Genomic DNA, 16,285 nt, shown 5'->3' with positions numbered 1-16,285 from the left:
AACATGAAATTATTCACAAACAAAATAGGATATCTGACCATCGCTTTAGCTTTGACGGTATCCTCTTGCAGTAAGGATTTTCTTAGTGCAGTTCCTGAATTGGATTTGTCGGATGCGACAGTCTTTAATTCCCCAGCTCGCGTGCTTTCTCAAGTCAATGGATTATATGGATCAGCTAAAAGTGGTAGCTTGTTCGGAGGTCGTTACTTGATATACAATGATATTCGTGCCGAAGAATTTGTTAACCGTACAACTAACTCGGTGACAGGTTATTCTACTTATCAAGGTAACCAAGATCCTTCAGATACCTATTTAGCAGGATTCTGGATTCAAGGATACTTGACCATCAACCGTGCTAATTTGTTCTTAGAAGGACTAACAGCTAATCCTAATGCGGTTTCCTCTGCCTTAGCAGCTAATTACCGTGGTGAAGCTAAATTCATTCGTGCTTTGACTTACTTTTCCTTAGTTCAGTTCTTTGCTAAGCCTTATATCTTAGACAAAGGGGCTTCGGCAGGTTTGCCATTGCGTTTGAAAGGGGAAACTTCTTCCGCTGGAAATAACTTAGCTAGAAGTACCGTTGCCCAAGTTTATGATCAAATCTTGAAAGATTTGAATGAAGCAGAAACGGAGTTGCCAGATAGCTATGCATCTGCCTTATTGAACACAACACGTGCACACAAGAACTCGGCTATTGCCTTGAAAACGCGTGTATTGTTAGCTAAAGGAGATTATGCAGGTGTAATCACAGAAGCCAATAAAATAGTTTCTGCCACAGCTCCATTTAGATCGAATACGCGTGTTGCTCATACATTGCAATCAGACGTATCGGCGGTTTTCAAAGCACCATACACAACTACGGAGTCTATTTTCTCTTTCCCAATGGAAGCTACGAACCCTCCAGGTACTCAAAACCAATTGGGATATTACTTCAATGCGGGTAACGTTGAATATTATTTGAATACAGGTTCTACAGGTATCTACAGCAATCCACAGTTTGCAGCTACTGACGACCGTAAAACGAAGTTGACCGTTGCTACAACGGCTATCGCTAAATTCCCTTCTTCAACGAAGTTTAGCGGTGTTTCTCCTTATATTGATTTCGTACCGAACATTCGTTATGCTGAGGTATTATTGAACTTAGCTGAGGCAGAAGCAGAAGGTGGAAATATCAATCGTGCTATTGACATCTTGAATGCTGTTCACAAGCGCTCTGATCCTTCTTTTGTATTTACAGGATTGGATTCTAAGGCTAATGTGGTGAAGGCTATCTTAACGGAGCGTCGTATCGAATTCTTAGCGGAAGGTTTCCGTGCAAACGATGTGTTGCGTAGAGGTGAATCACTTAATTCATTTGGTGCAGGAGCTGTGATTCCTCCATCTGACCCACGTTATATTTATGGAATTCCATTGGTAGAAACACAAACTAACCCGGGTATCGGTAACTAGTTTTGAAATCTATTTAGTATCAAAAGGGCTTACCATCGGTAAGCCCTTTTTTTTGAAATTATCAGTTTTTTGTTTAAAGTATTATGGATACGTTAATATATTTATTTTTTAATCACTAAAAGAATGATAAAATGGACATTTTAATATTTTCTGTATTTGACTTATTCTGGCAATTATTTCTACTTATTCCAATTATTGCCTTTTTTGTTTTTATTTACAAAAAGATATTTACTTTAATCATTAAATTCTTTAAGAATTTTAGGGAAGTGATATTGTTGTCATTTGCTTTATTTAGTTGTGGTTAATTGGTAGGAGATTTAAATAAAACAGGAATGTTTATATAGGTAATATCATTGCCCATTTTTCATTACTTTCAAGTCATATGGATTTTCTTTTTTTTCATAAAAAAAGAAATAAAAAAAACAGAAGAAGGACGGTTAATCCTAAGACGAATTCTGCTGCGCAGAACCGATGTTCACTCCGCATACGGCTTTAATCTTTGACGCTTAGCTATTCCAAGCGCACGGGGTCAAAGATGCGCCTACCGCTTCGCTATTGCTACGTTTACATCTTTCGTTGGGATTAACCTTTTAGTTATTAGGATTTATGGATTAGTTACTAAAATTTAGATAGAAAATGCCGTCGGTCAGCACGAGCGAAATGTGATGAATGCAGCGGTAGACGGGGTTTTGACCTTAGCATGTGCGATGTGCGTCGGCGTCAAAAGTATAGGCGATAGCGGAATGAATCACGGTTCCGCGAAGCGGAATTCGCCTTTGCTGGACGACAAAAACGAAGTTTTTTGTTTCTTTTTTTTCAAAAAAAGAAATGCCTTGGTAATTGATGATTCTTTAAAAGGATAGGATTTCATCAATTTAATATCCAAATACATTTTCCAGTTATAACTATTCATAGATATTTCTTTTTTTTCAAAAAAAGAAAATCCATATGACATGATGAAATGAAAACTGAAAGGGTTAATGATTAATCGTAATTAATTGGATTTAGGCCTTTCAGTTATGATTGTTTTAGTCTTTTACATTCTTCATTTGTTTTATGCATAGTTAATTTAGCAGCATAAAAAAATCGCCCCTGAGTTTTCAGGGGCGATAAAATTCAAGAACCTATACCAATTACCAAATCTTAATTCGGTCTTCAGGTTTCTTATATAATTTATCACCTGGCTTGATGTTAAAGGCTTCATACCAAGCATCCATATTCACTGGTGCACCTATCGTTCTGTATTGATTCGGTGAATGTGGATCTGTGATGATCAACTGTGCCGCTGTTTCAGGTAGGGTAGTTCCTCGCCATACTTGTGCCCAGGATAAAAAGAATCGTTGGTCTGGAGTAAATCCATCTATTTTCTTTTTCGACTTTCCTTGCTCCGTCAATTTAAAGGCTTCATAGGCCATATTTAAACCACCCAAATCACCAATATTTTCACCCATAGTCAGTTTACCATTCACATGAATGGTATCTAGAATGGTGTAAGCATCAAATTGAGCACCTAATAGAGCTGTTTTCGCTTTGAATTTATTCAAATCCTCATCTGTCCACCAGTTTCGTAAGGTTCCATCCTTATCATATTTACTACCAGAATCGTCAAAACCATGCGACATCTCATGGCCAATGACTGCGCCAATACCACCGTAGTTTACCGCATCATCTGCTTTAGGATCAAAGAATGGGAACTGTAAAATTCCAGCTGGGAACACTATTTCATTCATCACTGGGCTATAGTAAGCATTTACTGTAGGAGGTGTCATTCCCCAGCGGCTACGATCCACTTTTTTGCCTACTTGACTTACATTTTCTTTAAAGCCCCACACACTGGCATTGCGTAGATTTTGAAAATATTGATCTCCTGAAATTTCTAAACCATCGTAATTCTTCCATTTATCTGGATAACCAATTTTAGGTGTAAAGGCGTGTAATTTATCCATGGCTTTTTGCTTGGTGGCATCACTCATCCAATCCAATTTCTGAATACGAATTTCAAAGGCTTTTCTCAAATTCTCAATCAATACCTTCATGCGCTCTTTGGCCTCTGGTTTGAAGTAGTTCTTCACATATAATTGTCCCAATAATTCACCAATGGTGCCATCCGTTAGGCTAGACATGCGCTGCCAACGAGGAGTTTGGACTTTTTGACCTGTTAATAATTGGCTGAAACTAAAACTAGCTTTGACAAACGGACTACTCAAATTTGGTGCAGCACCTTTTAAAATGGACCATTGTAAATATACTTTCCATTGGTTAATAGGTGTTTCTTTGACTAGTCGATTTACCTCTTCGAAAAACTTAGGAGCTGAGACTAAAATCGAATCTTGCTTAGGTACATTCAGTTGAGCAAAAAATGTAGTCCAATCTATTTCATTGGTTTTTTGCTGAAATTCATTCCAAGCGAACTTATTGTAAGTTTTATAAGGATCACGCATTTCTACGCGTGACATTTGTGCATTGGCTAATTGCTTTTCTAAACCAAATACCAAGTCAGCATTAGCTTTTGCTTGTTCTGAAGAATTTCCAACGAGTTCAAATAATGTTTTAATGTAATTTTTATAGACTTCTTGAACCTTGGCACTTCTTATGTCTGATTTTAAATAGAAATCACGATCGGGAAGCGTAGTGCCTCCTTGTGCTAATTGAGGTACCATGTTTTCCACATTTTTTCGGTCTTGAGCTACACCAAAACCAAATAATGGAGAGCCAATACCTGAAACTCTGAATTGCGCCAAGGCGTCCAATACTTCTTTCTTAGTTGAAATCGCATTTACTTGATCTAAATCTGCTTTAATGGGACTAAAGCCTAGTTTTTCAATGGCTAAACTATCCATCGCCGCAGCATAAAAATCGGCTACACGTCTTTCAATACTCCCAGCAGGATAGCTTTTTTGATTTAATTTAACTTCTTCTAAAATTGTTTTAACCGCATTGATGTTGAAATCCCTTAGTTGATTAAAACTTCCCCAACGTGTTTCTTTGGCAGGAATGGGATTATTTTTCACCCAAACGCCATTGGCATATTCAGCAAAATCATCTCCAGGCTTCACTTTTGTATTCATGTTCGCCTTATCAATGAATTTTTCTGGGCTTTATGCTATCAGATTATCCGCACTAAGGAGTAAACCTGATAATACCAAACAACGGTAAATTGTCTTCATATTCTGTTTAGTTTATTGATTTTTTATAAATTCACTTCAAATTAGCATAACTTCCTCAATGAACAAATTGTTATCACTCTCTTTCTTACTGATGTATTCAGTAGGCGTAACATTAGCACAGCAGCCAGTTTTAAAACCATTAAGCCATGAGGCTATGATGTCCATGCAGCGCGTTGGTGCTCCAAAGATTAGTCCAGATGGGCAATGGGTTATATATTCCCAGCAATCGGTTTCCTATGAGGCAGAATCTAGCCAGAGTGATTTGTGGTTGGCCTCGGCCGATGGACTGCAATCTCCTCGGAAAATTACCCAGACCAAATCAGGGGAGGACAACTATTTTTGGCATCCTTCTGAGAAAAAAATCTTTTTTACCGCCAAGAGGGAAGGTGATGAATCAGCCCAATTATATACGTTGGATTTGTCTTTAGGTGGAGATGCCCAACGATTAAGTAATTTTTCTTTGGGAATTGGAAGTCCACGAATAAACGCAGAAGGAAATAAAATTTTGTTTTCAGCCAAGGTTTTCCCGGGAGTTTTTACCGATTCCCTGAATAAAAAACAAGCGGAAGAGAAGAAGAAATTAAAATATAAAGCCAGAGTCTACACCTCCTTTCCCATTCGTTATTTTGATACTTGGTTGGATGAAAAACAGACACACGTTTTTGTGCTCGATTTAATAAGTCAGAAAGTTCAAAATGTGTTCACGGGTATCAGTTTAATTCAATCGAAAGGATTTCAATTGGGATCTTTTTCTTGGGCTCCAGATCAGCAATCCGTTGTTTTTACGGCAACCATTGACCGTCATACGACGGCCTATCAAAATGCTATCTCGAAAATATATCAAGTCAGTATCCACGGTGGGAAAGAGAAACTATTAGTGGATGATCAGGGAGATTATAGTTCCGTTGAATTTTCTAAAGACGGGAAGTATGCCCTGGCTTTAGGCGCTCCTCTAAATCAAACAAAGGTTTATCAACTGAATCGCTTATATCGTTTTTCATGGCCAGAAATGTCCTATAAAACGGAATTAGTAAGCACCTTGGATCGTCCCATCAATCAAATGGAGGTTTCGAAAGCGTATATTTTAGCTAGTATAGAAGATCAAGGGGTGGATCGTCTGATTCGAATATCCTTACAAGATGGATCTTATCAAGCGATATTGGGAGGAAAGCAAGGATCATTTAGTCAAGTTTCCTTATCCAATCAAGAAAATGTATTTGCCTATCAATACAATAGTATGGCCATTCCTGCTGAGGTTTTTGTACATCATGCGGATAAAGAAGTAGCTATTTCAAAGGCCAATTTGACATTATTGAAAAACTTTGATGTGAAAGATCCCGAGGAATTTTGGACGATGAGTCGGGGTAAAAAAATCCGTAGTTTTCTAATGAAACCAGCCTCTTTTGATCCCACTAAAAAATATCCGCTATTAGTTTTAATGCACGGTGGACCAGCCTCTTCATTTAAGGATATTTATGGTTACCGCTGGAATCCTCATGTTATTGCAGGGACAGAATATGTCATTGTTATGACGGATTATACGGGTTCTGTAGGTTATGGTGAAAAATTTGCTCAAGATATACAGTTTGACCCTTTTAAAGGTCCAGGTCAAGAAATTTTAGATGCTGCCAATGATGCCATCAAGCGATATCCCTTTATTGATGGAAGTCGACAAGCAGCTAGCGGAGCCAGTTATGGAGGTCACTTAGCCAATTGGATGCAAGCTAACACAAGTCATTTTAAATGTTTGATTTCCCATGCAGGTTTAGTGAATTCAGAAGCACAGTGGGGTACTTCAGATGTTATTTGGGGCAGGGAATTGATGAATGGCGGCGCACCTTGGGTTCCAACTAAAACATGGAAGGAACAAAATCCCATGCGCTTTGCTGCTAATTTCAAAACACCAATATTATTGACGGTGGGGGAAAATGATTTCCGCGTACCCATCAACAATACCTTAGAAAACTGGAGTATTTTGCAACGACAAAAAGTGCCGAGCAAGTTGATTGTATTTCCAGAAGAGAATCACTGGGTACTAAAGGCAGAAAACTCTCGCTTTCATTACCAGGAAATTAGAAACTGGTTAGCGACTTATTTAAAGTAAAAGAAAAAGCCCAAGCAAGGTACCATGCTTGGGCTTTTTAATTAGTATCGTTTTTTGCAATTAATTGAGCTCAATCATTTTACCCGTTTTTACGGATTCATCACATGCAAAGGCAATTTTCAAGCTATTGACTGCATCTGCCACATGGTCTGTCAAATCCCAATTTTGTATTATCGCATCATAGAAATAAGCCTGCTCTCGATCGCATAATCCTTGGTGATCAGGTTCATCCAATAAATTCACCCATTCGTCTTCTTGGGTAAATTCATTTTGAGCATTGATGTTGGCCTTATGAACACGAAGCGATTCCGTTTTAGTATGTGACTCCACAGAATCCGACTTTCCTTCTCCTCCAGCGTCTTTAGCCACAATAGAAACCGAACCTTTGGGGCCAAATACATCTTTAACAAAATAGGCCGTTTGAGAAATCATAGGACCCCAGCCTGCCTCATACCAGCCTACCGAGCCGTCCTCAAAATGGATTTGAAGCTGACCATAATTGTAATTATCTGCGGGAATATCATTTGTCAATCGAGCACCAATTGCAGATACACGGATTGGCTTAGAACGCGTCATTTGGCACATGACATCAATGTAATGCACGCCACAATCGACGATGGGACTTAAGCTTTTCATTAAATTACGGTGTACATCCCACATGTATCCATGGCTTTGTTGGTTTAAGTTCATTCGCATCACCAATGGTTTTCCTAAATCTTTAGCGATTTCAATGAATTTCATCCAAGAGGGATGGTGACGAAGTATATAGCCTACTACGAGTTTTTTACCAGTTTTTCGAACAACTTCTGCCACTCTTTCTGCTCCAGCCAAAGAATCTGCAATGGGTTTTTCTAAAAAAACATGACAACCTGCTTCTAATGCAGCAATGGCATAAGCCTCATGGGTATCTGGATAGGTTGAAATACAAACGGCATCAGGTTTGGTAGCTGTTAAAGCTGTGGAATAATCTGAAAACAGATCATATTGGCCGCCTAAATCTTGATTTAATTTTTCCTTACTAGCTCCGGTGGAAACTAAACCACAAATTTCAAAACCTTCATGGGTATGAAAAGACATGGCATGTGAGGCTCCCATATTTCCGCAACCTACTACTAATACACGTAATTTATTTGTTGAACTCATTGGTCTTCCTTATTTGAATCGTGAAATTATAAAGAAAGGGGGATAAATAGAAAGGGGCTGTCGGGTTTTCTCCCTTCAAACTTTCATTCGAGCCTGATATCGCAAAATCATGTGCAATAAATTTTATTGTATCAAAACAATACATTATACTTGTGGAAATAAAACCCATCCATCATGAAAAGAAGACAGTTTATTCAGCAATCCAGTACCTTGTTAGCCTCCTCTCTATTTTTATCCAGAACGGCTTCTTGGAATAGTATGTTGACCACTAAACCTTTGGGTCTTCAATTATTTACTTTGTTCAATGTCATTGATCAAGATGTACCTGGAAATCTGAAGAAAGTAGCTGATTTGGGAATTAAGGAATTAGAATCTGCCTTCAGTTTTAAGCCCATGTTTTATGGTTATACGGGAAAAGAATTCAAATCACTAACCAATAACTTGGGATTAAATTGGGTTTCACATCACGTGATGGGAGCTCCTTTGAAACCTCGTCCAGGATTTGATGTGAGTAAAATGCCTAAGTTTTTGACCTTAAAAACAGATGCTAGCCAGATTGTGGATAATGTGGCTGAATCAGGGATAAGCTATTTAGTTTGTGCCAATATTCCTATAGAGTCAAAATCAGAAGTTTCGGAAGCAGTAGATGTTTTAGGAAAGTCTGCAGAATTAGCCAAGAAAGCAGGACTTACTTTTTGTTACCATAACCATGATGCTGAATTTAAAGTAATCGATGGGCAAAGAGCATTTGATGTATTCTCAAGTCAAATTTCCGCTGATTTATTGAAGTTTGAATTGGATTTAGGCTGGGCAACCAAAGCTGGGGAGAACATCATTGAATTATTCAAAAAGCAACCGGGTCGTTTCCCCTTATGTCACATCAAAGACTTTGATGCCGATTTCAAAAATATAGTACCTGTAGGACAAGGCATCGTGAATTATGAGCCCATCTTCAAAGCCGCTTCTATCGGTGGCTTACAACATTATTTCCTAGAGCATGATATGCCGAAAGATGCATTTGAAAGCATCCGTTTAGGTAAAAGTGCTTTGGATAAAATTTTATAAAATACCTATAATCCCCTAAGAATCCGCCAAGATATAAAACTGGTATGGTTGAAAAAGTAAACTGCCTTTCTCTAAAGAAACTTGTTTCTTGGACCAAAGGCAGTTTTTATTTTGCTTGTTTGGTTCTATAGCATGCACAGGAATATTTTGTTCCAAAGAGGAAAAATTAAACAAGAAATAGATACGTTCATTTCCAATATAGCGTACATATCCTACAATGGATTTATTGCTACAAGGTAGCCATGCTAAGTTTTTCAAATCGGCCACGACCTTCAGCTTTTTGCGCAAGGCAATTAATTCTTTCAGTGAGGTATAGACTTTATGTTCGACCGTTCCTTTTTTCTTTACGAGTGCATTTTTCTCCCAATGTATGATGGGACGGTGCATCCAGCGGTTATCATAACTTTTCCCTGGGTCCTTGAGGTAAGAATAGTCGTTGGTATAAGCAGCTTCATCTCCATAAAATAGCATGGGTATTCCACCTAAGAATAAGCAATGAGCCTCCATCAAAAGAATTTTTTGAATGGATTCTTCAATCCACTTAGGGTCTTTGGCTGCTTGCGCTTTTTCTAAACCACATAAAGAAGCTAACGAACCCGAAATACGCGCATCTTGTGTTTTTGGGTTAATCGCAAAAAGAGCCCCTGCTGCCGGAGAGTCTTCTTGTATGCCACCATAATAATTTTTTAAATAATAGCGATGCAAATAGGGTGTAAATCCTACATTGGCTATCATGTAATCGTCGTATCCCAAACCAATATCATCATGACAGCGGGTATAGGTAATCCATGAACTTCCTAGTGGTTTTTTTGCCAGCTCATGTTGGGCTTCTAGCATAATTCGAGTATCACCAGTTGCCAAAGCATCCCATTGCAATGCCATGTGCGTGGCATTGTAGGCAAAATCACATTCGTGGGTGGTGTAGCGTCCTTTTCCGAAATATTCCATGATTTGGGCAGGGGCTACTATGGCCTCACCCAATATGGCCATTCCTGGAGTAGACACTTCAGTACATAATTTTATCAAATGGAGTAATGCATGCGCTTCGGGTAAATTTTGACAAGTTGTACCCAACTGTTTCCAGATGAAAGCTGGTGCATCGATTCGGACAATATCTACACCTAAATTTCCATAGAAAAGTAAGTTGTCCAGCATTTCTATCAAGACTTTAGGGTTACTGTAGTTCAAATCCCATTGATATTGATGAAATACGGTCATGACCCATTTTTGAACAGATTCCTGAAAGGTGAAACTGCCAGGAGAGCTTTCTGGGAAAATCTCGGGCATGTTTTCTTCCAATTGATCGGGTATGGACCTATCGTCATAGAAATAATAGTAATCTTGAAATTCTTTGCTACCTTCTTTTGCTTTTTTGGCCCACTCATGGTGGTGCGATGTATGATTGAGTACTATATCAATCATGAGGTACATATCCTTTTCTAATAATTGAGTTTGAAGTTTCTTTAAATCTTCAATGGTACCCAGTTTTTCCTCAATGACCCGAAAGTCTTCCACCGCATAACCGCCATCACTTTCTCCCTCCGGACTTTTAAATAAAGGCATCAAATGCAGTAAATTGACTCCTAAATCTTCTAAATAAGGTAATTTATTAGCTAAGCCTTCTATATTTCCAGCAAAGCGATCTACATACAGGCTCATGCCCGTTAATTCATTACTCAAAAACCATTGTCCTTTTTTCTCTTTGATTTCATCCCTGTTTTTTAAGGCAGGACTTCTATCCAGATGTGCTTGAAAAAGTACTTGGATCAATTGTCCAAATAGTTCTTTTGACTGAGGTAAATGGCCATATATACGCGTATATAATGCATGTATATCATCTATATTGGCAATTAAGCGATGTAGAAAATATTGATCTTGAGTCGATTTACTAAATTTTTTCGACGCAATAATGGAATCAATGAAAGGTTGAAATGTAGGATTATACACGTTAATTAGTAAAAATAGCTGAACTTAAATGACGAAAAGCTTCCATAGCTCCCATGTATTCACAGGTGCGTGCTCCTGCTTTATTGGCATTGAGGATAATTTTGGTCCATTCATCTAGACTTAATTGAACAAGATCTTTAACCTGCAATTGATCTAATTGATATAGGACGGCACCCACGAAGGCATCTCCAGCGCCTGTGGTATCTGTCGGTTTTATGGGGATACTGGAAATGTTCCATGTTTTACCCTTCATACCTAACAAGGTCCCCTCTTTTCCTAAGGTAATAGCAAATACTCCTGGACATATTTCTAGTAATCGTTCAGTTGCCTTGGCTAAAGTAGGCGTACGGGTAATCAACATGGCTTCCTCATCGCTCAACTTCGCGAAGTCAGCCTGCTGAAGAAAAATCATGGATTGTTGAATGAAACTGTCTTGTTTATTAGCAAACAATAGATGTCGGTAGTTAGGATCAAAACTAATGAGCTTGCCCGAAGCCTTGGCTTCTTTCAATAAATGGTAATACGCTTCTTTCAGTTTTCCATCTAAAAAGGCAGTTGCCGATCCAAAATGGATAATCTGTTGTTGCTCTAAATCAATGGACTTGATATCCTCCATACTTAAATGAGCATCTGCTCCCCGATTAAAAACAAAGTCCCTTTCTCCGTCCAACATTAAGGAAACAAAGGCAAAGGTAGTAAAGTGATGATCGTCTAAATGAAGGTGTTGGGTATTTACGCCAAAGCTATTCATGACTTCTTGTAATTGTTTGCCAAATGGATCATTTCCAACTTTAGCACTTAAATAGACTTCTCCACCCAGTGCCGCTATGGCCGCCGCTACATTGGTAGGAGCACCACCTGGTTTTTTAAGAAAATTTTCACCAGCCGACAAGGTAGATCCTTTATCGGTACAGATCATATCTATCAAGGCTTCACCGATACAGAGTACACTCATGATTGGGGTATTTTAGATTCTTGGGTAGGTATAAAGGCGGTGGCTATAGCGGCTATGGCTAACAAAACTCCCGCAAAGGAAATGGCATTTCTTGGGTCTGAACCCAATATATTTTCAAAGATAGCGCCAAAACTTATGGTTTGAATGATCATAGGAATCACAATCATCATGTTGATGATACCCATATAAACTCCATACCGCTCTTTGGGTAAACTCTCTACTACCAATAAGTAAGGAACGCCCATCATGCTGGCCCAGGCCACCCCAAAACCTATCATGGGAGCAAATAATAAATATTTATCATGAATGTTGGGTAAAATAAGCAAGGATACGGTAGCCGCCAATAGACTAACAATATGTACCCATTTTGGCCCAAATTTTTTGGCTAGACTCACTAAGAAAAAGGCGGATAAAAAAGTGATGACATTGTAAAAACCATTGACTAAACCTGTCCAGGCTGCGGCCTCTTCATATAGTTGGATATTTTCCTCGGAGCTTGTATTCCAAACTGAACGTGCAATACTCAAAGGGACATATTGCCAATAAATAAACAAGGCATACCATTGGAATAAATATACCAAGGCCAGTTGCCACATGACACGGGGCATATCGCCTATTGCTTCAAAAATCTCAAAAAACGGATCTAAGAAATTACGTTTTTGGGCACGCATCAAAATTAATTCTTCATCAGATGGTGGAATCTCAGGGGTTTTCATCACAGACCACAAGACGGATGTGATGGAGCAAAAGCTCCCGACAAAAAAGGAACCATATACCCAATAAGGTATCCCGACCTCACTTTGCCCTTTGATGAAACTTTGAAAAACAAATAAGGACACATTGGCTAAGGTGATTCCCAAACCCGTGAAAAAGCTTTGGGTCAGGAAACCTGTGGCTAATTGCTCACTCGGTAATTTATCTGCAATGAATGCTCGATATGGCTCCATAGCGGTATTATTGGCGGCGTCTAAAATCCATAATAAACCAGCAGCCATCCATAAACTTCGACTAAAAGGAAAAGCGAAAAGACACAAGCTGCAAGCAATTGCTCCAATTAAAAAGAAGGGTTTTCGACGGCCATATTTGGGATGCCAAGTTTTATCACTTAAAGCACCAATGATGGGTTGAATGAGCAATCCAGTGACGGGGCCAGCTAAGAATAAGAGAGGAAGCTCACCTTCATGAGCACCTAAAAAGCTGTATAGTGGCCCGACGGCCGTTTGTTGTAATCCAAAACTGTATTGAATACCAAAGAATCCAACATTCATGTTGATGATTTGCTGGAAGCTTAAACTAGGTTTTATTAGGGACATAATGTATTTATTGCAAAAATAAATATAAATAATACCATGTATAAAACCTGATTTTTAGGGCAAATAAATGAATAAAATTTTAATATTCTTGAGACAAAGGGTGAACCATTAACTCATCGATTACTACATGTGGAGGTTGATTCATGATAAAATAGATGCTATCAGCCATATTCTCACAAGTCAACCAAGCTTGATGGCTTTGGTCTCCTTGAGGTTCTGGGTGAAACATGGTATCGACCAATCCTGAATAAACGGTTGAAACTTTTATCCCATCTTTTCTTACTTCTTTTCGAAGAGCTTCGGTAAAGGCATGTTGGGCATATTTAGAAGAACAGTACAAAGATCCTCCATCAAAAACGCGTTTGGCTACATCCGAAGCAATGGAAATGATGTGACCTTTTTTCGCCGTTTTCATGGTACTTAAAACCGCTTTAGAAAATAGAAATGTCCCTTTAACGTTGGTATTGTAAGTTTGATCCCAATTTTCAACCGTATAGCTTTCTGTTGGTCCAAAAACTCCAGAACCAGCATTGTTAATCAGGAAATCAATTCCTTGGAAGGTATGTGCCGTTTTTTCGACCGCATAATTCACAAAACTTTCATCTGCTACATCGCCTACAAAATACAAGGGGCGATGACCAATCTCGGCAATGCTCTCAGCTAGGTCCTTTAATTCTCCTTTACTTCTAGCAATGAGGCCTAATTGAAAATTATGTTCCGCTAATAATAAGGCTAGGGCTTTACCTATTCCTTTGGAGGCACCTGTGATGATGGCAACGAGAGGTTTTTGTGACATGTTTCTATTTTTCTTCTAAGATAAGGATTTGAGCTGAAATGGATATCGACCCAATAGTGGATTTTGACTTTTTGTTTTCAGACCTGAACGATTGTTGAAACTATTTCCATATCCTTTCCTTTATTTTAAACCTAGTTCTACACAACCCTAAAGAGATCAAACATTGAAAAGAAAAGATTTTTTATTAAAAGCAGGCGCCTCCGTGTTGATGGGGCCTGTTGCCCTGGTAGCATGTAAATCAGAAGAAACGCTGAGTCCAACCTCAAACTCTAGTTCCAGTAGTAGTTCTTCAAGTAGTTCATCAAGTACCTGTAAGGTCGGTGATACTGAAACAGATGGCCCTTATCCATTGTACAATAAACGCGATGCCAGCATTACCCATGCGGATATTACCGAGGGTAAAACAGGTATTCCCCTAAATATGATGATAGCCGTTAAAAATGTGAACGCAAACTGTACTTTATTAGCCAATGCTCGAGTCGACGTTTGGCATTGTGATAAAGATGGATATTATTCTGGATATACAAATACGGGTTATTTGGGCACCCAAGACAATACAGCCAAAACCTTTTGTCGAGGAATTGCCAACACCGATGCCAATGGGATTGCCAAATTTACCACCATTTATCCGGGATGGTACCAAGGCCGTGTGACGCACATACATGCTCAAATTTATGTCAACAATGTATTGAAATTAACGACACAAATAGCTTTTCCTGAAGAAATCAATACGGCGGTGTATAATTCTGATTTGTATAAGGCACATGGTCAAAATTCGACTAAAAATACTACTGATTCCATCATTCGGGATTCTTTGTCCAATGAATTAGCCAGTGTAAAGCCCAATGCATCAGGAGGATATGATTTAGATCATACTATTTTTATCGCTGTATAATCAAGTTCCAAGAAAGAAAGGAGGCTATGGCCTCTTTTTTTATGTTCAAAGCTTTTTGTTTGTAATATTTTTGATTTAACTTGAATTATTCCAACACAAAATTAAAGCTATGAAAAAAGTCAACGACATTTTATCGCAAAGAAAAAGGGACACGATTACGGTGGGACCGGATACGCATGTGATTGAAGCATTAAAAATAATGCAAGACCAAAATATTGGTTCGGTGGTTGTGATGGAAGGAAACCAGTATTTGGGGATCATGACAGAACGAGATTATGCCCGTAAAGTAATTCTCTTGGGTAAAAGCTCTATTGATGCATCTGTGAAAGAAATCATGTCCACTGATTTGCCTCAAATCAATCGGGAAACCACATTGGAAATGTGTATGATCATCGTATCAGAAAAAAACATACGCTATTTGCCGGTATTAGAAAATGGACATTTTGTAGGAATCATTTCAGTCAATGATTTGATTACAGCTACGATTCAAGACCATTTGGATACGATTGAGCATCTGAAAAATTACATTCAAATGTAAGGTTTGGGTGTGGAAATAAGTCATATCGCTTTTTTGATAAATCCATTTTGTTCAAAAAGAACGAAGTCCTATGCTCATTGGGTAGAGGAACAAGTGGCATTAAGAACGCTTGGAGCACTTCATTTAGACCTATTTTTTCAAGAGTGGCCTGCAAGTTTAGTAGGCTTTGATCAAATTTGGGTATTGGGTGGTGATGGTACCTACAATTTTTTTGCTAATGCCTATCCGAATTGTCAAATCCCCATTGCCTTTTTTAAAGGCGGTACTGGGAATGATTTTTATTGGAAATTGTATGGTGATATTTCCAAGGAAGCTCATTTAAACATCATTTTATCAAGCCGTATTCAGGCCGTCGACGCCGGAATGTGTAATGGGCAACTGTTTTTAAATGGGGTGGGCATGGGTTTGGAAGGTGAGGTCTTGGAATCCATGAACGCCATACGGGCAATTGGTGGACTAATTGGTTATTTTTTAGCTGCTATACCTCAAATATTCACCTTTAGATCTTTTCTCATTCGCATGAGTTTAGGGAGCGAATGGATAGAACGCCGTGTTTTTTTATGCATGGTTTTTAATTCTTCAAGAGCGGGTGGAGGCTTTCATTTTGTTCCCAATGCTTCTATTTGGGATAATCAACTCGATCTATTGCTTTGCGAACCTTTATCTATTTTTAAGCGAATATGGTATTTGCCCAAGATTCAACAAGGGAAGCACGAACATATTTCTTTTCTGCATTTTCAACAAGCAAAGCAAGTTACCATACTTTCCGAAAAGAAACTGAAAGCCCAAATTGATGGTGAATTAATTGTATCCAATCGATTTGAGTTTCATGTGTTGCCAGGTCATTTTCAGGTAATCGTTCCATAAATTTTTATTCAGCTGTTTAATAATTACTTGTTTATCGTAATATTGC

The 16,285-nt window shown here is 38.5% G+C and carries 12 protein-coding genes; 6 read left to right on the top strand and 6 right to left on the bottom strand.

Annotation, left to right across the window (positions count from 1 at the left end):
* Nucleotides 1–3 precede the first annotated feature (3 nt).
* Nucleotides 4–1,449, top strand: a complete 1,446-nt coding sequence (locus tag G9H65_RS10525) for a RagB/SusD family nutrient uptake outer membrane protein (protein WP_166375303.1) — start codon at nucleotides 4–6, stop codon at nucleotides 1,447–1,449.
* 1,133 nt (nucleotides 1,450–2,582) lie between these two features.
* On the opposite strand, the gene G9H65_RS10520 is transcribed toward G9H65_RS10525, so the two are convergent.
* A complete protein-coding gene (locus G9H65_RS10520) occupies nucleotides 2,583–4,517 on the bottom strand; it encodes a M13 family metallopeptidase (protein WP_166375302.1) in 1,935 nt (644 codons plus the stop codon).
* Between the two features lie 157 nt (nucleotides 4,518–4,674).
* On the opposite strand from G9H65_RS10520, the gene G9H65_RS10515 reads away from it, so the two are divergent.
* Nucleotides 4,675–6,720, top strand: a complete 2,046-nt coding sequence (locus tag G9H65_RS10515) for a S9 family peptidase (protein WP_166375301.1) — start codon at nucleotides 4,675–4,677, stop codon at nucleotides 6,718–6,720.
* Nucleotides 6,721–6,780: 60 nt separating this feature from the next.
* On the opposite strand, the gene G9H65_RS10510 is transcribed toward G9H65_RS10515, so the two are convergent.
* A complete protein-coding gene (locus G9H65_RS10510) occupies nucleotides 6,781–7,863 on the bottom strand; it encodes a Gfo/Idh/MocA family oxidoreductase (RefSeq protein ID WP_166375300.1) in 1,083 nt (360 codons plus the stop codon).
* A 174-nt stretch (nucleotides 7,864–8,037) separates the two neighbouring features.
* Between G9H65_RS10510 and G9H65_RS10505 the strand changes: the two genes are divergently transcribed.
* A complete protein-coding gene (locus tag G9H65_RS10505; RefSeq protein ID WP_166375299.1) occupies nucleotides 8,038–8,928 on the top strand; it encodes a sugar phosphate isomerase/epimerase family protein in 891 nt (296 codons plus the stop codon).
* A gap of 15 nt (nucleotides 8,929–8,943) precedes the next feature.
* On the opposite strand, the gene G9H65_RS10500 is transcribed toward G9H65_RS10505, so the two are convergent.
* The 4 genes from G9H65_RS10500 to G9H65_RS10485 all read right to left on the bottom strand — a co-directional run bounded on the left by G9H65_RS10500 (nucleotide 8,944) and on the right by G9H65_RS10485 (nucleotide 13,939).
* Nucleotides 8,944–10,875 (bottom strand): amylosucrase, encoded by a 1,932-nt coding sequence (locus G9H65_RS10500; RefSeq protein WP_166375298.1) that lies wholly within the window; start codon nucleotides 10,873–10,875, stop codon nucleotides 8,944–8,946.
* A 1-nt stretch (nucleotide 10,876) separates the two neighbouring features.
* Nucleotides 10,877–11,830, bottom strand: coding sequence for a carbohydrate kinase family protein (locus tag G9H65_RS10495; protein ID WP_205753297.1), 954 nt, complete (start codon nucleotides 11,828–11,830; stop codon nucleotides 10,877–10,879).
* The gene (locus tag G9H65_RS10490) at nucleotides 11,827–13,143 is read right to left on the bottom strand and encodes an MFS transporter (RefSeq protein WP_166375297.1); all 1,317 of its coding nucleotides are present in this window, start codon (nucleotides 13,141–13,143) and stop codon (nucleotides 11,827–11,829) included. Before G9H65_RS10490 ends, G9H65_RS10495 begins: the two co-directional genes overlap by 4 nt.
* A 79-nt stretch (nucleotides 13,144–13,222) precedes the next feature.
* Nucleotides 13,223–13,939, bottom strand: coding sequence for an SDR family oxidoreductase (locus G9H65_RS10485; protein ID WP_166375296.1), 717 nt, complete (start codon nucleotides 13,937–13,939; stop codon nucleotides 13,223–13,225).
* Nucleotides 13,940–14,102: 163 nt separating this feature from the next.
* Between G9H65_RS10485 and G9H65_RS10480 the strand changes: the two genes are divergently transcribed.
* The 3 genes from G9H65_RS10480 (at nucleotide 14,103) to G9H65_RS10470 (ending at nucleotide 16,239) form a co-directional block, all read left to right on the top strand.
* A complete protein-coding gene (locus G9H65_RS10480; RefSeq protein WP_166375295.1) occupies nucleotides 14,103–14,834 on the top strand; it encodes a dioxygenase family protein in 732 nt (243 codons plus the stop codon).
* A gap of 109 nt (nucleotides 14,835–14,943) precedes the next feature.
* Nucleotides 14,944–15,372, top strand: coding sequence for a CBS domain-containing protein (locus G9H65_RS10475; protein ID WP_166375294.1), 429 nt, complete (start codon nucleotides 14,944–14,946; stop codon nucleotides 15,370–15,372).
* Nucleotides 15,373–15,381: 9 nt separating this feature from the next.
* A complete protein-coding gene (locus G9H65_RS10470) occupies nucleotides 15,382–16,239 on the top strand; it encodes a diacylglycerol/lipid kinase family protein (protein WP_166375293.1) in 858 nt (285 codons plus the stop codon).
* Nucleotides 16,240–16,285 lie beyond the last annotated feature (46 nt).

Source organism: Aquirufa ecclesiirivi, from assembly GCF_011250515.1.
GTDB lineage: Bacteria > Bacteroidota > Bacteroidia > Cytophagales > Spirosomataceae > Aquirufa > Aquirufa ecclesiirivi.
Note: the sequence above shows the minus strand (reverse complement) of the source record. Positions and strands in the feature narration are given on the sequence as shown.